Genomic DNA, 21,905 nt, shown 5'->3' on the forward strand with positions numbered 1-21,905 from the left:
CCGGAGTGGGTTTGCGATCAGTACGGGAAAAACGGGGACGTCAGTGGCCCATGCCGAGGCCGCCGTCGACCGGCAGCACCGCGCCGTTGACGTAACCGGCCTCTTCGGAGGCGAGGTAGCGGACGGCGGCGGCGATCTCCGACGGCTCGGCGTACCGGCCGGAGGGGACCTGGGCGAGGATCTCCTTCTTGCGGTCCTCGCCGAGCTCGTCGGTCATGTCCGTGGCGACGAAGCCCGGCGCGATGACGTTCGAGGTGATGTTGCGCGAGCCCAGCTCACGCGCGAGCGAGCGGGCGAGACCGACGAGACCGGCCTTGCTCGCCGCGTAGTTGACCTGACCGGCGGACCCGGTGAGCCCGACGACGGACGAGATGAAGATGTAGCGCCCCCACTTGCCGCGCAGCATGCCGCGGGAAGCGCGTTTGGCGACCCGGTACGCGCCGGTGAGGTTGGCGTCGACCACGCGGGTGAACTGCTCCTCGCTCATGCGCATGAGGAGGGTGTCGTCGGTCATGCCGGCGTTCGCGACGAGGACCTCGACCGGGCCCTGGTGCTCCTCGACGAGCTTGAAGGCGGCGTCGATCTGCTCGGCGTCGGTGACGTCGGCCTGCACCCCGAAGAGGCCTTCGGGCGCGCCGGAACCGCGGTGCGTGATCGCGACCTTGTGCCCCTGCGCCGCGAGGTCCTTCGCGATCGCCAAACCGATGCCGCGGTTGCCGCCGGTGACCAGTACCGACCGTCCCACTTCAGCTCTCCTCGCCTCGTCCTGTCGCGCTGACGGCACTGAGGTTATCGGCTCGCCAGGTTCGCGCCGGAGCCGCGCCACCCCTACCTCCGGGTAACCGCGACCGTCCTAAGCGGATGTTAGGAAGCGCGCCGAAACCTTGCCCGGCCGTCACGGATTGTTCACCGTGAGCCGGAACACAGGAGGTCAAAGATGACAACCCGGATCGGCGAATCCACGCCGCCCGTGAGCGAACGTCGAGTCGTCGGCAACGTGCTGCGCGGCTCGATCGGCAACCTGGTCGAGTGGTACGACTGGTACGCCTACGCCGCTTTCACCACGTACTTCGCCAAGTCCTTCTTCCCCACCAAGGACACGACGGCGGCCTTCCTCGGCACCGCGGCGGTGTTCGCCGTCGGCTTCCTCATGCGGCCGCTCGGCGGCTGGATGCTCGGCCGGTTCGCCGACCGGTTCGGGCGACGAAGCGCACTCGTGCTTTCCGTCACGTTGATGGCGGCGGGATCGCTGATGATCGCGCTGACGCCGACCTACGCCACGATCGGGATCGCCGCGCCGATCCTGCTGCTGGTGGCCCGGCTCATCCAGGGCCTCTCGGTCGGCGGCGAGTATTCGACCTCCGCGACCTATCTGTCCGAAGTGGCCACCCCGGGCAAACGCGGTTTCTACTCCAGCTTCCAGTACGTGACGCTGTACGGCGGCCAGTTGCTGGCGCTCGGTCTCCAGCTGCTGCTGCAGGCCATCCTGACCGAGCAGCAGCTGACCTCGTGGGGCTGGCGGATCGCCTTCGTCGTCGGCGCGCTCGCCGCCGTCGTCGTGATGGTCCTGCGCCGAGGGATGGACGAATCGGCCAGCTTCGAGGAGACCAAGGCGTCGGGCACCGGCAAGGACGCGGGCGACAAGGGCACGCTGCGGGCGCTGATCAAGTATCCCAAGGAGATCGCGCTCGTCGTCGGCCTCACCCTCGGCGGCACGGTGTCGTTCTACACCTTCGCCACCTACAGCCAGAAGTTCATGGAGAACACCGCGGGCATCCCGCGCCGGACGGTGACGCTGATCCTGTTCTGCGCGATCCTCGTCGCCGCGATCCTGCAGCCGTTCGCGGGCAAGCTGTCCGACCGGATCGGCCGCCGCCCGCTGCTGATGTTCTTCGGGATCGCCGGCACCCTGCTGACCGTCCCGATCATGACGCTGATGGGCGGGACCAAGGAGCCGGTGCTCGCCTTCCTGCTGATGCTGGCCGGCCTGGTGATCGTCACCGGGTACACCTCGATCAACGCGATCGTGAAGGCCGAGCTGTTCCCGACGAAGATCCGCGCGATCGGCGTCGGCCTCCCCTACGCGCTCACCGTGGCGATCTTCGGCGGCACGGCCGAGCTCATCGCGCAGGCGCTCAAGGGGGCAGGCCACGAATCGGTGTTCTTCTACTACGTCGCGGGCTGTGTCCTGGTGTCGCTCATCGTGTACGGCACAATGCGGGAAACCTCGAAGACCTCGGAGCTGGACAAGAAGAAGCGGCCCGAGCCCGAGCTCGTGTCCGGCCGCGAAGGCTAGGCGGGAAGGTGTGGCCGTGCGGGTGCTGCTCGTCGAGGACGACGCCGGTGTCGCCGACGCGCTCGCCGAAGCGCTGCAAACGCGCGGCCACACCGTCTCCCACGCGATCCGCGGCAGCGACGCGCTGCACCGGCATCGCGCGGCCGACGTGATCCTGCTGGATCTCAACCTGCCCGACATGCACGGGCTCGACGTCCTCAGGAAGGTCCGGCAGGTCTCGCCGGTGCCGGTGCTCGTGCTCACCGCGAGTGGGGACGAACGGTCCGTGGTGCGCGGGCTGCGGCTCGGCGCCGACGACTACCTGACCAAACCCGTCCGCCTGGCCGAGCTGCTGGCGAGGATGGACGCGGTCGTCCGCCGCGCCGCCGTCTCCGCCGCCCCTCAGGACGGCGTCGTCCGTGTCGAAGACGTCGAGATCGACCTCGGCGCGCGCCGCGTGCTGGTCGGCGGGAACGACATCGGGCTCACCGCCAAGGAGTTCGCCGTCCTGGCCGTGCTCGCCGCCCGCCCGGGCACGGCGGTGAGCCGTCAGCAGCTGATGGACGAGGTCTGGGGCGACGCGTATCTCGCCGTCTCCCGGTCGCTGGACGTGCACCTGACCCAGTTGCGCGCGAAGCTCGACAGGCCGGGATTGCTGACCACGATCCGGGGTTTCGGCTACCGGCTCGGCCGGGACTGACCGGTGCGCACCCGGCTGCTGGTGGTCCTCGTCGCGCTCGCGCTGACCGTGGTCGCCGCGTTCGCGATCCCGCTGTTCGGTTCGACCGCCGCGCAGCGGACACAGCAACTGGTGATCGCCCGCAACGCCGACGTCGACCGGTTCGTCGTCCTGGCACAGCAGGCCGTCGACGCCGCCGACCCGACCGCGCTGGCGGTCGACGCCGAGCGGTATTCGTCGTTATACGGCGAGGCCGTCGTGGTGGTCGACGCGCGCGGGGTGCCGCTGGTGGAGACCGGCGGGATGACGGCCGCCGAACCCGTGGTCCGTTCGCTGGTCGAGGCCGCGCTCCGCAACCAGCCCGCCAAAGGCCCCGAACAGCTGAGCCCGTGGTCGTCCGATCCGGTCCATTTCGCCCGTCCGGTGGGCACCGGGACCCGGGTGGCCGGCGTGGTGGTGCTCCGCGCGTCGGTGACCACGGCGGCGGCCGACGTCGCCGCCCGCTGGTCCGCGATCGTCGCGGGCGCGGTGCTGGTCGCGGCCGTGTTCGTGCTGCTCGCGGTCCTGCTGGCGCGCTGGATGGTGCGGCCGTTGCACGAACTGGAGACCGGCGTGCAGGCGGTGACCGAAGGGCATCGCGCCCAGGTTCCCGACCGGGCCGGGCCCCGCGAGCTGCGTTCCCTCGCGACGTCGTTCAACCGGATGTCCGACGCCGTCGTCGAAGCGTCCGAACAGCAGCGGCGGCTCGTCGCGGACGCCTCGCACCAGCTGCGCAATCCCATGGCCGCCCTGCGGTTGCGGGTGGATTCGCTGGCCGCCCAGGTCGACGGGGACGGCCAGCGGGCCTATCGCGCGACCGTCGCGGAGGTCGAACGGCTGGAGTCCCTGCTCGACGGCCTGCTCGCGCTGGCGCTCGCCGAAAGCGCCGCGACCCGGCTCGCCGCCGGTGAATCCGGTGACGAACCCTGCGATCTTCCGGCCGTCCTGGCCGAACGGGTCGACGCGTGGCGTCCTTCGGCCGAAGACGCCGGAGTCGGCCTCGCGGCTTCGGAAGGCCACGACGAGCCGGTTCCGGTGCGGTGTGAGGAAAGCGAACTGGCCCAAGTGCTGGACGTCCTGCTGGACAACGCGGTGCACTACGCGGGACGCGGCGCCACGATCACCACCGGCTACGAGATCGGTGACACGACAGCGACGCTCTTCGTGTCCGACAACGGTCCCGGACTGTCCGAAGAGGACCGGGAGCGCGCGACCGAACGCTTCTGGCGGGCCGGGGGCGACGGCGCGCCACGCGGCACGGGCCTCGGCCTCGCGATCGCGAGCCAGCACGTGCTCGCCAGGGGCGGGAAACTCGAATTGCGTGAGGCGAAACCGCACGGGCTCGAGGTCCGCGTCGAACTTCCTCTCGCGGCGGGGGAAAAGGCATGACGGTCACCAGGCGCACCGCACTCCTCGCCGGGCTCGCGACGATCGCCGGATGTTCGGCCACGGGCTATCAGGGCCCGGAGCGTGAGGTCTTCATCGCGGCGGGCGAGAGCGGCGGTTTCTATCTCGCCTTCGCGGAACTCCTCGCCCAGCGGCTGAACCAGGCGGAACCACGGCTGCGGGCGAGCGCCGTCGCCACCGAAGCCAGTGTCGAGAACCTGCGGCGGCTACGGGACGGCCGGGCCGATCTCGGACTCGTCCTCGGCGACGTCGCCGAGTCCGCCTTCGCCGGTGCGGAGCCGTTCTCCGTGCCGATCGCGTTCTCGGCCATCGGCCGCGTCTACGAGAACTACCACCAGCTCGTGGTCCGGGTGGACGGCGGAGTGCGCTCCCTCGCCGATCTGACCGGGCGGCCGGTGGCGATGGGCGCGAGCGGATCCGGTGTCGCGGTGTTCAGCACGCGCCTGTTCGCCCGTGCCGGGGTCCCGGTGAAGGCCAAGAACCTCCTTCTGGGTGAAGCGATCAACGCGCTGGCGGCCCACGAGGTCGACGCGCTGCTCTGGTCCGGTGGGATCCCGACCCCCGCGCTCACCGAACTGAACCGGACCACCCCGATCACCCTTCTCCCGCTCGACGCCCATCTCCCCGCCCTGCGCGCCGGCTACGGCCCGGTGTACGACCAGGTCCACGTCCCGGCGCAGGCCTATCAGGGCGTGGGCGAGCTGCGGACCATCGGCGTCGCGAACCTGCTGCTGGCGGCCCCTTCCCTGCCGGACGACGTCGCCGCGGCGGTGACCCGGGTACTGGCCGGGCACGCCGCCGATCTCGTCCCGGCGGCCGCGGTGGGGACGCAGTTCCTCGACGTCCGGACGCTGATCGGCACCGGCAAGGTCCCGCTGCATCCCGGGGCCGCCTCGGCCTACCGTGCCCTGCACGGGTGATCCGGGCTCCATCTTCAGAGGGATGCGCGTCGCACCGGGGCGCTGCCATGGTCGGAAACAGGCGGCCGTCGGGCCGCCCCGATCCGGAAGGACTCCCGCAGTGGGATCGAGACACACCAGGGTGATGCGGGGTTCGGCGCTGATCGCGGGCCTCGCGCTCGCGGGCGGGCTCGCCACGGCGGCTCCCGCCGTCGCGGCCGACCAGGCCAAGCTCACCGCACCGGCCCTCACCGGCCACCACGAGGTCGGCACGACCGATCTCCACCTCGTCGACCCGTCCCGCCCCGACCCGTGGAAACCGGAGCGGCGCCGGGAACTCATGGTCACCGTCACCTATCCGGCGGACCGGTTCGCCGACGGCCCGCGCGCGCCGTGGTTCACGCCCGGGATGAGCTCCGTCATCGACCAGGTGCTGGCGAGCGAGGACTACCTCGGTCTCCCCGCGGGCTCCATCGACTGGGCGTCGGCGAAGCGGCGGGCCGAGATCGGCGTCCCCGCGGCGCACGGCGCACCGAAGCCGGTGGCGCTCTTCTCCCCCGGTTTCGGCGGGCCGCGGGAGACGTACACGGCGATCGTCGACGACCTGGCGAGCCGCGGGTACGTCGTCGTCTCGCTCTCGCACACCTACGAGAGCGCCGCGGTCGAGTTCCCCGGCGGACGGCTCGAAACGGCCGTCTCGGGCGAAGGCCCCGACTTCATGAAGAAGGCGCTCGACGCGCGGGTCGCCGACAGCCGGTTCGTCCTCGACCAGCTGGCGAAGATCACCCGCGGGCAGAACCCGGACGCGGAGAACCGGCCGCTCCCCCGCGGGCTCGGCTGGTCGCTCGACCTGTCCAGGGTCGGCGCCTACGGTCACTCCTACGGCGGGTTCACCGCGGGCGAGACGATGGTCCACGACCGCCGGGTCGACGCGGGGATCAACCTCGACGGCGCGATGGCGACCGCGTTCGGTTACCCGCCCGGCAGCGCCTACGTACCCGGTGAGGTCACGAAACGCGGTCTCGACCGGCCGTTCCTGCTGATGGGCGCCGAGGGTGTCGACGAGAACGGCAAGCCGCTGGAGCACACGCACCGGCAGCCCGACTTCGACCGCAGCTGGGCGGATTTCTGGGCGAACCAGCGGGGCTGGAAGCGGGACCTGCTGCTGCGCGGCGGAAGCACGCACATGGCGTACAGCGATCTCCAGGTCGTGGTGCCGCAGCTCGGTTCGCGGGTGGCGCCGGAGAAGCGTGAGGCCGTCATCGGCACGATCGATCCCCGCCGTTCGCTGGCCGCGCAACGGGACTACATCGGCGCGTTCTTCGATCTGCATCTGAAGGGCCGGGACCGGCACCTGTTCGACGGCGAGTCGCCGCGTCACCCGAACATCGACTTCATCGAGTGAGCGGACGCGCGTGAAGGCCCCCTTCCCCCGGCTCAGCCGCGGGAAGGGGGCCTTCACGTAGGTTGGAACCGTGACCGAGCCACGGAAACCGATCGTCGAAATGCCGCTGCGCGTGCGCTACCACGAATGCGACGGGCAGGGCATCGTGTTCAACGCCAACTACCTCGCCTATGTGGACATGGCCATGTTCGAAGTGGAGAAGACCCTCTTCGGCTCCCACCAGGAGGCACTGGCCCGCGGTGTCGACGTCGTCGTCGCCGAATCCAACCTCCGCTACCGCGCGCCCTGCCGCTACGACGACGAACTGGTCGTGGCCGTGTACCTGGACCACCTCGGGACGACCTCGCTGATCATCGACTTCGAGATCACCCGCGGCGGTGACCTGTGCACCGAGGTGAAGACCCGGTACGTCTTCGTCGATCCGAAGACGCTCATGAAGGCGGCGCCACCCGCGTCGGTGCGCGAGGTGTACGCCGCCCTCCTGCCCGCTCAGCCGGACTGAACGCCGGGCCGCCGGTCTTCGACGACGTAGCTGGCGCGCGTGCTGATCGGCGCGCCGGGGGTGTTGACGAACGGAACCACCCGGAAGTCGCTCCGCCAGCGCTGCCGGTTGACGTTGACCCGGACGTACCCGCGCTGGCTGTTGAAGAACTTCATGTGGGGGTTGGCCTTCAGCAAGTTCTCACCGGCCGGAGTCATGTCGGCGCCGTTGCCGCCGCTGGTGATCGACGTCCCGACGAACTCGCTCGCCACGGTGGGCGAATCGGGATCGGTGAAGTCGCGCTTGAGGTCCCAGGCGTAGTTCTGGTGCCGGTCGCCGGTGATCACCACCAGGTTCCGCACGCCGCGGTCCTGCGCGGCGGCGAGCACGCGGTCGCGGTCGGCGACGTAGCCGTCCCACGGGTCGAGGTGGACGTTCGTCGCCTCGCCCGCGTCGGTGTCGGTCTGGCCCATGGGCGCCTGGTTGCCGAGGATCTGCCACCGCGCGCGGGACCGGGAGAAGCCGTCGAGCAGCCAGTTCCGCTGCTCCGAGCCGAGCAGGGTGCGGTTCTCGTCGAACCGTTCCGTGCAGTTCGCCGACTGGCCGTCACCGCACGGCTGGTCGTCACGGTACTGGCGGGTGTCGAGCATGGTGAAGTCGGCCAGCGTGCCGTAGCTCAGCCGCCGGTGGAGACGCGCGTCCGGCCCCTTCGGCAGCTGCGCGATCCGGTACGGCAGATGCTCGTACATCGCTTGGAACGCCTCGGCCCGCCGCTGCCGGAACACCGCGCGGTCCTGATCCGGTTCCTTGTCGATCTGCGAGATGTCGCCCGCCCAGTTGTTCTCCACCTCGTGGTCGTCGTTGACGTGGATCCACGGGAAGGCGGCGTGCGCTGCCATCAGCGGCGCTTCGGACTTGTAGAGCGCGTACTGGAGCCGGTAGCGGGCCAGGTCGAAGGTCTCGCCCTTGAACTGCGGCCCCACCGGCGTTCCGCGGCCGACACCCGTGACACCGCTTTCGTAGAGGTAGTCGCCCAGGTGCACGACCAGGTCGAGATCCTCGGCCGCCATGTGGTCGTAGGCGGTGAAGTGCCCGGCCTCCCAGCTCTGGCAGGACGCGAACGCGAAGTTCAGCTCGCGCGGCGACGACCACGCGACCGGCGCCGTGCGGGTGCGCCCGACCGGCGAGATCTCGCCACCCGTGCGGAAACGGTAGAAGTACTCGTGGTCCGGCGCGAGGCCGTGGACCTCGGGGTGCACGGAGTGACCGAGTTCGGGCGTGGCGACCACGGATCCGCGGCGGACGACGGCGCGGAAACGCTCGTCGAGCGACACTTCGTACTCGACCCGGACCGGTGTCCGCGGCATACCGCCGAAGCCGTCGGCCTCGTACGGCTTCGGCGCGAGCCTGGTCCAGAGCACGACACCGCCGGGCAACGGGTCGCCCGACGCGACACCGAGGGTGAACGGGTTACCGGCACCGCTGGCTAGCGGCATCGCGCCGGCGGCGTTCCAGGCACCGGTCCCCAGCAGGACTGCGGCCGCGCCGGCGGAGCCATATCCGAGGAAGCGACGCCGCGACAGGGGGTGAGGGAGCGAAGGCATGAAGCCCTCCTGTGGTGGGATGGTCACGGGCGGGCCTCATGCTCGTCCGGCTTGATGGCCGCCCGGCCGCGCTCAGGCGAAGCGCCCGTGAACGAAAGACGATCAACCCTCGTGTTCCGCATCCTGTTCTACCGCCCGGAAATCCCGCCCAACACGGGTAACGCGATCCGCTTGACCGCGAACACCGGCTGCGAGCTCCACCTGGTGGAGCCGCTCGGTTTCACGCTGGAGGACAAGCAGTTGCGGCGAGCCGGGCTCGACTACCACGACCTCGCGCGAGTCCACGTGCACGCGGATCTCGACGCGGCTTGGGCGGCTTTGCTGCCCGCCCGGGTCTACGCGTTCAGCGCTTCGGCGACGCGGCTGCACACCGACGTCGCCTACGAGCCCGGGGACGTCCTGATGTTCGGGCCGGAGTCGGCGGGGCTGCCCGCCGAGATCCAGGAGTCCCCGCAGGTGACCGACCGGGTGCGGCTGCCGATGCTGCCGTCGAGCCGGTCGCTGAACCTGTCGAACACCGCGGCGATCAGCGTCTACGAGGCCTGGCGGCAGAACGGCTTCGCGACCCCGTAGCTCCCCGCCCTGGCGCAACCGCAGGCGTTGCGAAAGCCACTTTCGCAACGTTGAAGGTTGCGAAAGTGGCTTTCGCAACACGCTGCCGCCGCTCTCGGAAAGGCCGCTAAGGCAGTCTCTGCCCCAGGAACAGCGAAGCCGCGGCACCGATCATCAGCACCAAAGTCCCGAGAATCACCCAGGGACGGCTCGCGTCCGCGTCCTTGAGCTCATACCCGATCTGCTCACCGAGGTCGTCGTACACGCGCTTCAGCTCTTCGGCGCTGGCCGCCTTGTAGAAGTCGCCACCCGAAAGCCGGGCGATCTCCTCCAGCGACTCGACGTCGACCTTGACTTCCTGCGGTTTGCCGTCGATGTCGACCGAACCGTGCGTGGTCCCGAACGCGATCGACGAGATCGGCACCTGTGCCTGCTTCGCCGCCTGCGCCGCCGTGTAGCCGCCGCGCGGGGCGTACAGGTCGTCCGGAACGGTCTGCTTCCCGTCACTCATCAGGACGATCCGGGCGGGAGGCGGGCCTTCGGCGCCGCCCACGATCGCCGAGAAGCTCTCGATCGACTGCAACGCGGCGAAAATCCCTTCACCGGTGGCCGTCGACTGCGCCAGCTTGAGATTGTCGATCGCCTTCACCACGCCACCGCGGTCGGTGGTCGGCGCGACCAGCACGGTCGCCGTGCCCGCGAAGGAGATCAGCCCGAGGTTCACCCCCGGCGTCATGTTCTGCGCGAACGAACGCGCCGACTCCTGGGCCGCCTTCAGCCGGGTCGGGGCGACGTCGGTCGCCTCCATCGACAGGGAGGTGTCGATCACCAGCATCACGGTGGCCCGGTTGCGGGGCACCTTCTGCTCGGCCGTCGGCCCGGCGAGCGCGACGGTGAGCACCAGCAGCGAAAGCACGATCAGGATGGCGGGAACGTGCCGCACCCATCCCTGGCTCTTCGGCGCGACCTTCTCCAGCAGCTCCAGGTTGGCGAACCGCATGGTGCGCTTGCGCCGCGCGCGCTGGGAAAGCACGTAGCCCACGGCCACCGCGGCGACCGCCAGCAGCAGCAGGAACCACCACGGCGAGGCGAATCCGGTGAGGCTCACGCGACACCACCGGACCAGCGGCGCTTGCGGGCCACCACGAACCGGACCATGTCCGCGATCCAGTCCGAATCGGTGCGCAGCACCAGATGCGCGGCACCGGCGCGGCGCAGCGCGGCCGCGACCTCCTGCCGGTGAGCATGCGCCGCGGCGCCGAATTCCTTGCGCAGCAAGGCCGAAGCGTGCACTTCGCGCTGTTTCCCTGTCTCCGGGTCGGCCAGCACGACGGTGCCCACGTCGGGCAGGTCGATGTCGCGCGGGTCGAGGACTTCGATGGCGATGAGGTCGTGGTGCCCGCCGAGCGCGCGCAGCGGCCGCTGCCATTCGGTGTCGCCGAGGAAGTCGGAGATCACGACGGCGAGCCCGCGACGACGGGGCGGGCGCCGCAGCTTCTCCAGCGCCGCGGCGAGATCCCCGCGGACACCTTCTTCGGCACGCGGGGTCTCGGCGATCTTGCGGACCAGTCCCCGCGCGTGCGGGAGCCCACCGCGCGCCGGAATCCGCGTGATGCTGCCCGCCCCGTTGGTGACGAGCGCGCCGATCCGGTTGCCGCCACCGCCGGTGAGGTGGGCGACCGCGGCCGTCGCGCAGACGACCAGGTCGCGCTTCTCGCACAGCGCGGTGCCGAAGTCGAGGCTCGCGGACACGTCCGCAACCAGCCACGTCTCCAGTTCACGGTCGGCGACGGTCTCCCGGATATGCGGGCTCGTCGTCCGCGCGGTGACCGCCCAGTCCATCCGGCGGACGTCGTCACCGGGCTGGTACGGCCGGGCCTCCCCCGGTTCCGAACCGGGCCCCGGCACCAGGCCGAGATGGTTTCCCTGCAGCAGGCCGTCGAGACGGCGGCGCACGTCGAGTTCGAGCGTGCGCAGGCCCGCCTCCATCCGCTCCCCGCGGAGTACCGGCGGAGCCCAGGAAGGACGTTCGCCCTTCTCGTTCTTCACGCTTCCCTACCTGACCGGCGCGCCGGCCGGGACCGGGCCGCCCTGTCCGGCGCCGCCCTGCGGACGGGCCGAGACCTGCGGCAACGGCACGGTCTGCAGCACCCGCGTGATGATGTGGTCGATGGGCACGCCGTCGGCGAGCGCGTCGTAGGACAGCACGAGCCGGTGCCGCAGCACGTCGGGAACGACGTCGACGACGTCCTGCGGCAGCACGTAATCCCGGCCGCGGACCAGTGCCAGCGCACGGGCCGCCGCGATGATGCCGAGGCTGGCGCGCGGCGAGGCACCGTAGGACACCCAGCCCGCGACGTCGGCGAGGCCGTGGTCGTTCGGCGTGCGGGTGGTGAGCACGAGGCGGACGACGTAGTCGACCAGCGCGTGGTGCACGAAGACCTGCGAAGCGACGTTCTGCAGCCGGACCAGTTCGGCCGGGGTCAGCACCTCTTGCGGGGTGGGCGGGGTGACGCCCATCCGGTAGATGATCTCCCGCTCCTCCTCGGCCGTCGGGTATTCGACGACGATCTTGAAGAGGAAGCGGTCACGCTGCGCCTCGGGCAGCGGGTACACACCCTCGTTCTCGATCGGGTTCTGCGTGGCGAGCACGAGGAACGGGTCGGGCATCGGGAAGGTCTGGCCGCCGATCGACACGTGCCGCTCGGCCATCACCTCGAGCATCGCCGACTGCACCTTCGCCGGCGCGCGGTTGATCTCGTCGGCGAGCACGAAGTTCGCCACCACCGGGCCGAGTTCGACGTCGAACCGCTCCGCGCCCTGGCGGTAGATCCGGGTGCCGAGGATGTCGGCGGGGACGAGGTCCGGGGTGAACTGCACCCGCGAGAACGAACCGCCGACCACGCGCGCGAAGGTCTCGACGGCGAGCGTCTTCGCGACACCGGGAACGCCTTCGAGCAGGAGGTGCCCCCTGGCCAGCAGGCCGACCAGCATCCGCTCGACCAGCCTGTCCTGGCCGACGATGATCCGCTTGACCTCGAACACGGTCCGCTCAAGCAACTGGGCGTCCCGCGCCGGCGTTCCGGGCTGCTGCTGCGCGCCGTCGGCGTAGCCGGGCTCGGTCACTGTGCCTCCTGTGTTCCCCGCTTGCGTACATGCGTCCGGATGTGACCGTAGTGGTCGGTGACACAGCCGTTCGTGACGGTAGCCAACCCGATCAGCGGTATGACGGCTGTGAAGCTCTCAGGAGAGCCGGTCCAGATCCTCGGGCGTGTCGATGTCGTCGCTTTCGCCCGGTTCCCCGGGCACCTCGACGATCTCCAGCCCGCCCAGCGTCCGCCGCAGCGACGCGTTCTCCACCGTCTCCGGCAGGGCGTCGCGCAGTGCCTCCGCACGCCAGGCGCCGAGCAGCCATTGCCGCTCCCCCGAGGCGTCGACCAGCACCGCGCCCGCGGCGGACCCGAGGCCGGCCAGCAACCTGTCCACAGTGGACTTCCGCACGCCCGCGAGGTCACCGGCCAGCACCACGACGAGCTCCGTGCGCACCAACGCGAGCCCGGCGGCCAGCGCGGCCACCGGCCCCGTTCCCGGCGAAGGCTCCCGGGTCCAGACGACGTCGCCGAATCCCGGCCGTTCCGGGCCGACGACGATCACCGGATCGGCGTCCGCGAGCGCGGCCAAAGCCCTGGCAAGCAACGGCTTCCCGCCGACGGGGAGCGCGGGTTTGTCCACACCGGACAGGCGACGCGCGGCGCCGCCGGCCAGCACGATCCCCGCGTAGGGCACGCTCAGCCGATCAAGCGGGTCGCGTACGGCATGATGCCGCCGTAGCGCACCGGCGCGATGCGGACCCGCAGACCGGACTGCGGCGCCTCGACCATCTGCCCGTTCCCGAGGTACATCGCGACGTGGTGGATACCCCGCGCGCTGCCGCCCCAGAAGAGCATGTCGCCGCGGCGCATCTGCGACAGCGGCACCTTCCGCCCGGCGTTGTACTGGTAGCCGCTGTAGTGCGGGAGCGACTTCACCCCGGCGAACGCGTAGATCATCAGGCCCGAGCAGTCGAAGCCGATCTTGTTGTAGTCGCCGTAACGGTCCGCCGTGCCACCGTCGCGGATACCGCGCGTCGGCCCGGACGTGTTGCCACCGCCCCAGGCGTACACCACGCCGAGCTGCGACAAAGCCCGCCGGACGACGGCTTCGACGCTCGCCCCGGCGGGGGCGGACTGGACGGGCCTGCCGGTCGGACGGCCACCGCCGCCCTGGCTGGGGCTGGGCCTCGACGCGGCGAGAGCGGCCTGACGGGCGCGTTCCTCGTCCTCGCGGGCCTTCTGTGCCTTCCAGTCCTCGTAGCGCTGCCGCTGCCCCTGCAGGCCGCTGACCTTCTGCTGCGCTTCGTAGAGCTGCTTCTCGACACTCGCCTTGTCGGCTTCGAGCTTCTCGTTCTGCGCGGCCTGGGTGTCCTGCGCGTGCTGAGCGGCGCTTTGGGCGTTGTCGGCCTCGTGCTTGGCCGCGTCGGCCGCGCGCTTGCGCTCCTGCGCGATCTCCAGCTTCTTGCGCGCGGTCGCGTCCTTGTTGGACTTGTCCGTCTGCGCGCGCTTCATCGTGTCGAGCGCGTTGAGCCTGCTGCCGCCGACCGCGTCGAGCATCTGGGCGCGGCCGAGCAGTTCCTTCGGGCTGTTGGCCGTCAGATAGGCCGAAACCGAGCCGATCTTGCTGCCCTGCTGGAAGCTGGCGGCGGCGAACCGGTCGAGGTCGGCGCGGGCCTTGTCGATGGCGGCCTGCGCCGCGTCCGATTCGGTGCGGGCGGCCTGCGCGTCGCGATCGGCCTGGGCGGCTTCGTCCTGCGCGGTCTCCGCGTCGACCCTCGCCTTGTTGGCCTCTTCCATCTTCAGCTGGACGTCGTCGTTGAGCTGGGCGAGCTTCGACTCGGCCTGGGCAAGCTGGTTCGTGAGCCTGCCGACGTCACCCGCCTTGGCGTTGGCCTCGGCCTTGCTGGAGTTGATTTCGGAATCGCTGGGGTTCGGCGGAGGCGGCGGAACCGCGACGGCCGTGCCCGTCACCCCCAGCAACAGGGCGATGGCGAGCGCGCCGATGGTCATGCCACGGCGGGCACCGGCCCCAGACCCGGCTTCACCACGCACGATCCACCCACCTCCCGATCTTGAACAACGACCTCACTGTGCCACTGCCGTCACAGCATTACCAGAAGCACCACCAGGAACTTACACACCGTAGGCACCATTTCCCCTCAACGGGGGACGAACAGACGAACGCTTCGTCACTCGAACGGCCGCAGGTCGATGAGACCTTCGTGACCCGCGTGTCGGCTTGCCAGTCAAAAAGGACGGGCGTACTGTTTGAGGAGACGAACGAGGTGTGCCATCCCGCGTCCGGACCTACGGTGGGGGTGCGCAAGACTCGCTCCCGGCCGACCCGAACGGCCTGGAGAACTCACCGAACTGACCCGCCACTGGAGTTAGAAGTGACCGCACCCGCCAGCAAGGACAGCTTCGGCGCCAAAGACACGCTGAAGGTGGGCGACGCCTCGTACGAGGTGTTCCGCCTGAACAAGGTCGAGGGCTCCCAGCGCCTTCCCTACAGCCTGAAGATCCTGCTCGAGAACCTGCTGCGGACCGAGGACGGCGCGAACATCACCGCCGACCACATCCGCGCGCTCGGCAACTGGGACGCCAAGGCCGACCCGTCGATCGAGATCCAGTTCACGCCCGCCCGCGTGATCATGCAGGACTTCACCGGTGTCCCCTGCGTCGTCGACCTCGCCACCATGCGCGAGGCCGTCACCGACCTCGGCGGCGACCCCGACAAGGTCAACCCGCTCGCCCCCGCCGAGCTGGTCATCGACCACTCCGTGATCATCGACGTCTTCGGCCGCGCCGACGCCTTCGAGCGCAACGTCGAGATCGAGTACGAGCGCAACCGCGAGCGTTACCAGTTCCTGCGCTGGGGCCAGGGCGCCTTCGACGAGTTCAAGGTCGTCCCGCCGGGCACCGGCATCGTGCACCAGGTCAACATCGAGCACCTCGCGCGCACGGTGATGGCCCGCAACGGCCAGGCGTACCCCGACTCCTGCGTCGGCACCGACTCGCACACCACCATGGTCAACGGCCTCGGCGTGCTGGGCTGGGGCGTCGGCGGCATCGAGGCCGAGGCCGCCATGCTGGGCCAGCCGGTCTCCATGCTCATCCCGCGCGTCGTGGGCTTCAAGCTCACCGGCGAGATCCCGACCGGCGTGACCGCCACCGACGTCGTGCTCACCATCACCGAGATGCTGCGCAAGCACGGTGTGGTCAGCAAGTTCGTCGAGTTCTACGGCGAGAGCGTCGGCGCGGTGCCGCTGGCCAACCGCGCCACCATCGGCAACATGAGCCCGGAGTTCGGCTCCACCGCGGCGATCTTCCCGATCGACGAGGAGACCGTCCGCTACCTCAAGCTCACCGGCCGCTCCGAGGAGCAGGTCGCGCTCGTCGAGGCCTACGCCAAGGAGCAGGGCCTCTGGCACGACCCGTCGCACGAGCCGGAGTACTCCGAGTACATCGAGCTGGACCTGTCGACGGTCGTCCCGTCGATCGCCGGCCCGAAGCGCCCGCAGGACCGCATCGAGCTCACCGACGCGAAGAACTCGTTCCGCAAATCGATCCACGACTACGTCGGCGGCGAAGAAGTCCCGCACACCAACGTGGACGAGGCCGTCGAGGAATCCTTCCCGGCCAGCGACCCGGCCGCCCTCTCGTTCAAGGACGAGGGCGCGGTCGACATCCAGTCGGCGGCGAACGGCCACACCGGCCGCCCGACCAACCCGGTCAAGGTCAGCACCTCCGACCGCGGCGAGTTCATCCTCGACCACGGTGCCGTGGTGATCGCCTCGATCACCTCCTGCACCAACACCTCCAACCCGTCGGTCATGCTCGGTGCGGCGCTGCTCGCCCGGAACGCGGTCGACAAGGGCCTCGCGGTCAAGCCGTGGGTCAAGACCTCGATGGCGCCGGGTTCGCAGGTCGTCACCGACTACTACGACAAGGCCGGTCTCTGGCCGTACCTGGAGAAGCTGGGCTACCACCTGGTCGGCTACGGCTGCACCACCTGTATCGGCAACTCCGGCCCGCTCTCGGACGAGATCTCCGCGGCGATCCAGGAGAACGACCTCACCGCGGTTTCGGTGCTCTCGGGCAACCGGAACTTCGAAGGCCGCATCAACCCCGACGTGAAGATGAACTACCTCGCGTCGCCGCCGCTGGTCATCGCGTACGCGCTCGCCGGCACGATGGACTTCGACTTCGAGACCCAGCCGCTCGGCCAGGACTCCGAAGGCAACGACGTCTTCCTGAAGGACATCTGGCCGTCGGCCAAGGAGATCCAGGAGACCATCGACTACGCGATCACGCAGGAGATGTTCACCAAGGACTACGCCGACGTCTTCGACGGTGGCGAGCGGTGGAAGTCGCTGCCCACCCCCGAGGGCAAGACCTTCGACTGGGACGCGGAGTCCACCTACGTCCGGAAGCCCCCGTACTTCGAGGGCATGCAGGCGGAGCCCGCCCCGGTCACCGACATCTCCGGCGCGCGCGTGCTGGCGAAGCTGGGCGACTCGGTCACCACCGACCACATCTCCCCCGCCGGCGCGATCAAGCCGGGCACCCCGGCCGCGCAGTACCTGACCGAGCACGGCGTGGAGAAGAAGGACTTCAACTCCTACGGTTCGCGTCGCGGTAACCACGAGGTCATGATCCGCGGCACCTTCGCGAACATCCGGCTGCGCAACCAGCTGCTGGACGACGTGCAGGGCGGCTACACCCGCGACTTCACCCAGGACGACGCCCCGCAGGCGTTCATCTACGACGCGGCGCAGAACTACGCGGCGCAGGACATCCCGCTGGTCGTCCTGGGCGGCAAGGAGTACGGCTCCGGTTCGTCCCGTGACTGGGCGGCCAAGGGCACGCGCCTGCTGGGTGTGCGCGCGGTGATCACCGAGTCGTTCGAGCGCATCCACCGGTCGAACCTGATCGGCATGGGTGTCATCCCGCTGCAGTTCCCGGCGGGCGAGTCGGCCTCTTCGCTCGGCCTCGACGGCACCGAGACGTTCGACATCTCGGGTATCACGAAGCTGAACGACGGCGAGACGCCGCGCACGGTCCACGTCACCGCGACGAAGACCGACGGCACCAAGGTGGAGTTCGACGCGGACGTCCGCATCGACACCCCGGGTGAGGCGGACTACTACCGCAACGGCGGCATCCTGCAGTACGTCCTGCGGAAGATGACCAAGGCGTAAGCACGGCACACGAAGGGCCCCTTTCCCCGCACTTCGGGGAAAGGGGCCCTTCGTGTTCTTCGGTAGCGTGGCCGTATGACCACGGGGAGAGTTCAGGTCGAGAACGGCGAATTGGCGTACGAGGTCAGAGGTGAAGGCGATCCGGTGATCCTGCTGCACGGCGGGATGCTCGACTCCCGGATGTGGGACGCGGAGATGACGGCGCTCGCCCGTCACCACACCGCCATCCGGTACGACGCGCGCGGGCACGGCGATTCCTCGACGCCCTCAGCGCGATTCAAGCACTACGAGGATCTCCGCGAGCTGATGGCCGCGCTGGGCCTCCCCCGCGCTTCGCTGGTCGGGCTGTCCGGCGGTGGGCGAATCGCGGTCGACTTCGCGCTGACCTACCCGGATCTGGTCGAGAACTTCGTGCTCGTCGCAACCGGCCTCAGCGCGATGGTGCCGAAGGATCCTTTCGTCCTGGAACAGACCAAGAAGCTCGAAGAGTCGGGCGCCCGGGGTGATGTTCCCGCCGCCATCGAGTGCATCCTGCGTATGTGGGTGGACGGGCCGAAGCGCGCGCCCGCGGACGTCGATCAGCGAGTCCGGAGCCTGTGCCGGGCGATGTACACGCAGACGGTCGTCCGGCACGGACTGTCCGGCTTCACGCAAATGGACGAGCTACGCGCCATCGAACGTACCGGCGAGCTGGCCCCGCGCACGCTGACCCTGGTGGGAGACCTGGATTCCACGGATATCGCCGCCATCGCCGACCAGATCGAAAGCGAAGCACGCGACGCCCGGAAACTGGTCGTCCCCGGGGTCGCGCATATGATCAATCTGGAGAAACCCGCCGAGTTCTCCCGGATACTGCTGGATTTCCTGGCCTCCTCGTGAGTGGCGTCGCGTCCGCCACGAGTCGTCCGCCTGGACACGCGTGTCGTCCGTCTGATCACGCGTGTCGTCCCTGCAGTCACGCGAAACCGCCCGACTGCAGGGGCCGGGACACGGCGGGTTCCCCCGCCCCATAAGACGAAGGTGGCGACGCTCCGAGCACGCCACCATGCCATGAAGGACCCCTTCATTGCGCCTAGCGCAGTAAAGGGGGCCTTCATGTACTTGGGAAGGAGCCCTTCGCGCTAACCGTCCTCACCACTCACGAGGTCTTCTTCCCGGTGCTCCGGGCGGCGGTCGACGACGCGGCCGAGCGGGCGCAACAGCACGTTGACCCCGACGATCACCACGGTCCCGGCGAGCGCGACGCCGTAAAGGCCCGCTCCCGCAAGGGATCCGACGGCCGCCGAGCACCACAGCGTGGCGGCGGTGTTGAGCCCGCGCACGTTCAGCCCGTCCCGCAGGATCACCCCGGCGCCGAGGAAACCGATACCGGAGACGATCTGGGCGGCGACGCGCGTCGGGTCGGCGTCACCGCTGGTGTTCAGCCCGCCGAAACCGTGGGCGGAAAGCAGGACGAAGAGGGTCGCGCCGACGGCGACGAGGGCGTTGGTGCGGAGTCCGGCCATCCGGGCGCGGTACTGGCGCTCGATGCCGATGACGGCGCCGAGGCCGACGCCGGTGCCGACCCTGAGCAGCATTTCGAAGGTGTTCATGATTCCGGCTCTTTTCTGGCGTGCGTACACAAAGCCAGACAGGGAAAGGAGGCCGGAGCAGGTCAGCGCACCGCGCACACGGGTGAACGGCGACCACTTCCGGCCGGTCCAGGACTGTCTTCCGGCATGTGCCGCTCACCTCGCTTTCGTACTCGATCGGTGTTGATCAACCTTCGGGACTTTACCACCGGACGCCCCGAGCGCGGCGTGGATCGTGTCACGTAGCCAGCGCTGGGCCGGGTCGGCGTCGAGCCGCGCGTGCCAGAGCTGGCAGACCTCGATGGACGGGAGCTCCGCGGGAATCGGGAACCAGCGGATGCCGAGCGACCGCCCGTACTGCTCGGCGAGCCGCTGGGGCGCGAGGCCGACGTAGTCGCTCGACGCGACCAGGAACGCGGCGACGGCGGAGGTGGGGACGACCGCCGTGACCCGGCGCTGGAGACCGGCCGCCTCGAGCACGTCGTCGAGCGGTCCCCTGCCCCGGCCGCGCCGTGAAGCGGACACGTGCGGATACCGGCAGAGCTGGGCCAGCGTCGGTCGGCGCACGCCGCCGAGCGGCCCGTCCGCCCTGACGATCGCGACCACTCGTTCGTGGTACAGCAGCGTCGAGCGGATGTCAGGCGCGGTGACGTCGCCCGCGCCGATGTCGAGATCCACTGAGCCGTCTCGCAGTGCCTCGGCGCTTTCGCTGCCTTCGGCGACGAAACGCAGCACGACACCCGGCGCGACCGCGGCGGTCGCCTCGGCGGCGGCCGTCACCAAGGTCGCGGCGACACCGTCGTTGATGCGGATGGTGAAGGTGCGTTCGAGGTCGCCGATCGCCAGCTCGCGGTCGGCGCTGATCAGGGCAGACGCCTCGTCGAGCAGGGACCGCACCCGTGGGGCCGTCCGGAGCGCGAACGGCGTCGGCACCATCCCGCGGCCGGCGCGCACCAGGATCGGGTCGCCCATGGCCCGCCGCAACCGGCCGAGCGCGCGGCTGGCCGCCGGGATCGACAGATGCAGCCGTTCGGCCGCCGCCGTCACGCTGCCCTCCCGCAGCAACGCGTCGAACACGCGCAAAAGGTTGAGGTCCAGCTGGTCGGCCATGGTTGCATCGTACGCAACTCTGCATTACCGAAGTTGCGTGGCACGAACAACGCGCTGGCCCATAGCGTCGTGGACATGCCACTCCGACTTCAAGTCCGCGACATTCCCGAAGCCGCGACGGACCGGCGCGGCCTGCTGGCCGTCATGTGCGCCTGTGTCGTGCTCATGGTCGGTATGGTCGCCGCGATCAACCTCGCCGTCCCGATGCTGGCCGCGAGCGACCTCCATCCGTCCGCGTCGGCACTGATCTGGATCGTCGACACCTACGTCGTCTTCTTCGCCTGTCTCGTGATCCCCGGCGGAGCGGCGGGCGACCGCTTCGGCCGCAAGGGCGTCCTGCTCGCCGGTCTGGCACTGTTCGCGCTCGGCGCGCTGCTGTCGGCGCTCGCGCCGAGCGTGCCCTTCCTGCTGGCGGGCCGGGCGATCACGGGGATCGGGGCCGCCGCTGTGCTGCCCAACACGCTCGCCGTCCTGCTGCATGCCGTCCCCGCCGAACGCAAGGGCGTCACCATCGCGACCTGGGCGTCGATGACGGGCATCGGTGGCGTGGTGGGCAATGTCGGCGGCGGCGCGGTGCTGGCGGGCGGATCGTGGCGCTGGCTGTTCGCGGCCGCCGTCCCGGTCTCGCTGACGCTCGTCGTGCTCGCCGCCCGGATCGCACCGGTGTCCCCGAGGCACGACCGCCCGCTCAGTCCGCTCGGCGCCGTCCTGCTCGTCGGCGCGTCGGTCGCGTTGCTGCTGGGCATCGTCGAGGGGCCTGAAGCGGGTTGGGGCAGCCCGATCGTCCTGGCCGGATTCGCCGGTGCGGTCGTGCTTTTCGCGCTGTGGACGTTCGTGGAGCTGAAGGCCGAGCACCCGCTGCTCGATCCCCGGCTGTTCCGCGTGCCCGCGTTGCGCAGCGCCTGTCTCGGCATGACCGCGATCTTCTTCGGGATGTTCGCGCTGTTCTACGTCAACGCGTCCTTTCTCCAGTACGGCAAGGGTTTCGGTGTACTGCTGACCGGGCTCGGGATCATCCCGCTGACCGTCCCGGTCGTCCTCGGCGCGCGGCACGTTGGCAAGCTCGTGCAGCGCTTCGGAGTCGACGCTGTCATCGCCATGGCGTTCGTCTTCTGTGGCGGCGGCCTGGTCGGACTGTCCACAAGCGACGCTTCGACGCCGTATCCGGTCTACGCGGCCTGGCTGGTGGTGACCGGTGTCGGTGTCACGCTGGCCCTTCCGACCCTGTCCGCCGCGATCTCCGGTTCGCTGCCGCCGTCGCAGGCCGGTGTCGGCGCCGGGCTACAGGCCACCACCCGCGAATTCGGCAGCGCGCTCGGGGTGGCGGTCATCGGCACCGTCCTCACCGGACGGTTCGTCACCGCGCTGCCGTCCGACATCCGTGCGGGCCATGATCCGCACACCGTCGCGCAGGCGCTGGCGGTCGTACCCGGCCGATCCCCCGAAGTGATCTCCGCGTTCGTCACCGCCGCGAGCACGGCGCTGCGGGTGATCGGCGTCAGCGTGCTCGTCCTCGGGGCGCTCGTCGTCCTCCAAGCACGACTTTCCCGCGAAGCCAAGTAGCGGACCGAAGCCCGACCGAAAGGAAAC

19 protein-coding genes are annotated in these 21,905 nt (G+C 69.8%); 10 read left to right on the forward strand and 9 right to left on the reverse strand.

Annotated features, from left to right (window positions below):
- Nucleotides 1-40: 40 nt before the first annotated feature.
- The gene (gene fabG, locus NQK81_RS03690) at nt 41-745 is read right to left on the reverse strand and encodes a beta-ketoacyl-ACP reductase (protein ID WP_016334125.1); all 705 of its coding nucleotides are present in this window, start codon (nt 743-745) and stop codon (nt 41-43) included.
- Between the two features lie 192 nt (nt 746-937).
- On the opposite strand from fabG, the gene NQK81_RS03695 reads away from it, so the two are divergent.
- From NQK81_RS03695 to NQK81_RS03720, 6 genes are all read left to right on the forward strand, one after another.
- Nucleotides 938-2,296, forward strand: a complete 1,359-nt coding sequence (locus NQK81_RS03695; protein ID WP_257487043.1) for an MFS transporter — start codon at nt 938-940, stop codon at nt 2,294-2,296.
- 16 nt (nt 2,297-2,312) lie between these two features.
- Nucleotides 2,313-2,975 (forward strand): response regulator transcription factor, encoded by a 663-nt coding sequence (locus NQK81_RS03700; RefSeq protein WP_257487044.1) that lies wholly within the window; start codon nt 2,313-2,315, stop codon nt 2,973-2,975.
- A 3-nt stretch (nt 2,976-2,978) separates the two neighbouring features.
- Nucleotides 2,979-4,382, forward strand: coding sequence for a sensor histidine kinase (locus NQK81_RS03705; protein ID WP_257487045.1), 1,404 nt, complete (start codon nt 2,979-2,981; stop codon nt 4,380-4,382).
- Nucleotides 4,379-5,320: a TAXI family TRAP transporter solute-binding subunit gene (locus NQK81_RS03710; protein WP_257487046.1), complete on the forward strand. Its 942-nt coding sequence runs from the start codon at nt 4,379-4,381 to the stop codon at nt 5,318-5,320. The genes NQK81_RS03705 and NQK81_RS03710 overlap by 4 nt, the downstream gene beginning before the upstream one ends.
- A 100-nt stretch (nt 5,321-5,420) precedes the next feature.
- Entirely contained in the window at nt 5,421-6,704 is a 1,284-nt protein-coding gene (locus NQK81_RS03715) for an alpha/beta hydrolase family protein (RefSeq protein ID WP_257487047.1), read from the forward strand.
- A 70-nt stretch (nt 6,705-6,774) separates the two neighbouring features.
- Entirely contained in the window at nt 6,775-7,206 is a 432-nt protein-coding gene (locus tag NQK81_RS03720; RefSeq protein WP_257487048.1) for an acyl-CoA thioesterase, read from the forward strand.
- Here the strand turns inward: NQK81_RS03720 and NQK81_RS03725 are convergent.
- On the reverse strand, nt 7,194-8,789 hold the full coding sequence (locus tag NQK81_RS03725) for an alkaline phosphatase D family protein (RefSeq protein WP_192744450.1): 1,596 nt from the start codon (nt 8,787-8,789) through the stop codon (nt 7,194-7,196). The two genes, NQK81_RS03720 and NQK81_RS03725, sit on opposite strands and share 13 nt — an antisense overlap.
- A gap of 111 nt (nt 8,790-8,900) precedes the next feature.
- On the opposite strand from NQK81_RS03725, the gene NQK81_RS03730 reads away from it, so the two are divergent.
- Nucleotides 8,901-9,362 (forward strand): tRNA (cytidine(34)-2'-O)-methyltransferase, encoded by a 462-nt coding sequence (locus tag NQK81_RS03730; RefSeq protein ID WP_037337394.1) that lies wholly within the window; start codon nt 8,901-8,903, stop codon nt 9,360-9,362.
- Between the two features lie 106 nt (nt 9,363-9,468).
- On the opposite strand, the gene NQK81_RS03735 is transcribed toward NQK81_RS03730, so the two are convergent.
- From NQK81_RS03735 to NQK81_RS03755, 5 genes are all read right to left on the reverse strand, one after another.
- A complete protein-coding gene (locus tag NQK81_RS03735) occupies nt 9,469-10,449 on the reverse strand; it encodes a VWA domain-containing protein (RefSeq protein WP_257487049.1) in 981 nt (326 codons plus the stop codon).
- Nucleotides 10,446-11,330 (reverse strand): DUF58 domain-containing protein, encoded by an 885-nt coding sequence (locus NQK81_RS03740; protein WP_257489986.1) that lies wholly within the window; start codon nt 11,328-11,330, stop codon nt 10,446-10,448. The genes NQK81_RS03735 and NQK81_RS03740 overlap by 4 nt, the downstream gene beginning before the upstream one ends.
- A 66-nt stretch (nt 11,331-11,396) precedes the next feature.
- Nucleotides 11,397-12,467: an AAA family ATPase gene (locus NQK81_RS03745; protein ID WP_034306533.1), complete on the reverse strand. Its 1,071-nt coding sequence runs from the start codon at nt 12,465-12,467 to the stop codon at nt 11,397-11,399.
- A 117-nt stretch (nt 12,468-12,584) separates the two neighbouring features.
- Nucleotides 12,585-13,127: a molybdenum cofactor guanylyltransferase gene (mobA, locus tag NQK81_RS03750; protein WP_257487050.1), complete on the reverse strand. Its 543-nt coding sequence runs from the start codon at nt 13,125-13,127 to the stop codon at nt 12,585-12,587.
- Nucleotides 13,128-13,129: 2 nt separating this feature from the next.
- Nucleotides 13,130-14,485 (reverse strand): NlpC/P60 family protein, encoded by a 1,356-nt coding sequence (locus NQK81_RS03755; protein WP_257487051.1) that lies wholly within the window; start codon nt 14,483-14,485, stop codon nt 13,130-13,132.
- A gap of 341 nt (nt 14,486-14,826) precedes the next feature.
- Here NQK81_RS03755 and NQK81_RS03760 point away from each other — a divergent pair, with 341 nt between their 5' ends.
- Both NQK81_RS03760 and NQK81_RS03765 read left to right on the forward strand, forming a co-directional pair.
- Complete coding sequence (locus tag NQK81_RS03760; RefSeq protein ID WP_126732044.1) at nt 14,827-17,634, forward strand: aconitate hydratase; 2,808 nt, start codon at nt 14,827-14,829, stop codon at nt 17,632-17,634.
- Between the two features lie 75 nt (nt 17,635-17,709).
- Entirely contained in the window at nt 17,710-18,513 is an 804-nt protein-coding gene (locus tag NQK81_RS03765; protein ID WP_257487052.1) for an alpha/beta fold hydrolase, read from the forward strand.
- 242 nt (nt 18,514-18,755) lie between these two features.
- On the opposite strand, the gene NQK81_RS03770 is transcribed toward NQK81_RS03765, so the two are convergent.
- Both NQK81_RS03770 and NQK81_RS03775 read right to left on the reverse strand, forming a co-directional pair.
- Nucleotides 18,756-19,226, reverse strand: a complete 471-nt coding sequence (locus tag NQK81_RS03770; RefSeq protein ID WP_257487053.1) for an MgtC/SapB family protein — start codon at nt 19,224-19,226, stop codon at nt 18,756-18,758.
- A 135-nt stretch (nt 19,227-19,361) separates the two neighbouring features.
- Complete coding sequence (locus NQK81_RS03775) at nt 19,362-20,315, reverse strand: LysR family transcriptional regulator (protein WP_257487054.1); 954 nt, start codon at nt 20,313-20,315, stop codon at nt 19,362-19,364.
- Between the two features lie 144 nt (nt 20,316-20,459).
- Between NQK81_RS03775 and NQK81_RS03780 the strand changes: the two genes are divergently transcribed.
- On the forward strand, nt 20,460-21,878 hold the full coding sequence (locus NQK81_RS03780; RefSeq protein ID WP_257489987.1) for an MFS transporter: 1,419 nt from the start codon (nt 20,460-20,462) through the stop codon (nt 21,876-21,878).
- Nucleotides 21,879-21,905 lie beyond the last annotated feature (27 nt).

The organism is Amycolatopsis roodepoortensis (assembly GCF_024628825.1).
GTDB lineage: Bacteria > Actinomycetota > Actinomycetes > Mycobacteriales > Pseudonocardiaceae > Amycolatopsis > Amycolatopsis roodepoortensis.

What these genes read in the sequence shown, in the direction of transcription:
- NQK81_RS03695 (WP_257487043.1), top strand. Translation starts at nt 938, where the DNA reads ATGACAACCCGGATCGGCGAATCCACGCCGCCCGTGAGCGAACGTCGA.
- NQK81_RS03710 (WP_257487046.1), top strand. Translation starts at nt 4,379, where the DNA reads ATGACGGTCACCAGGCGCACCGCACTCCTCGCCGGGCTCGCGACGATC.
- NQK81_RS03725 (WP_192744450.1), bottom strand. Translation starts at nt 8,789, where the DNA reads ATGCCTTCGCTCCCTCACCCCCTGTCGCGGCGTCGCTTCCTCGGATAT.
- NQK81_RS03740 (WP_257489986.1), bottom strand. Translation starts at nt 11,330, where the DNA reads ATGGAGGCGGGCCTGCGCACGCTCGAACTCGACGTGCGCCGCCGTCTC.
- NQK81_RS03765 (WP_257487052.1), top strand. Translation starts at nt 17,710, where the DNA reads ATGACCACGGGGAGAGTTCAGGTCGAGAACGGCGAATTGGCGTACGAG.
- NQK81_RS03770 (WP_257487053.1), bottom strand. Translation starts at nt 19,226, where the DNA reads ATGAACACCTTCGAAATGCTGCTCAGGGTCGGCACCGGCGTCGGCCTC.
- NQK81_RS03775 (WP_257487054.1), bottom strand. Translation starts at nt 20,315, where the DNA reads ATGGCCGACCAGCTGGACCTCAACCTTTTGCGCGTGTTCGACGCGTTG.
- NQK81_RS03780 (WP_257489987.1), top strand. Translation starts at nt 20,460, where the DNA reads ATGTGCGCCTGTGTCGTGCTCATGGTCGGTATGGTCGCCGCGATCAAC.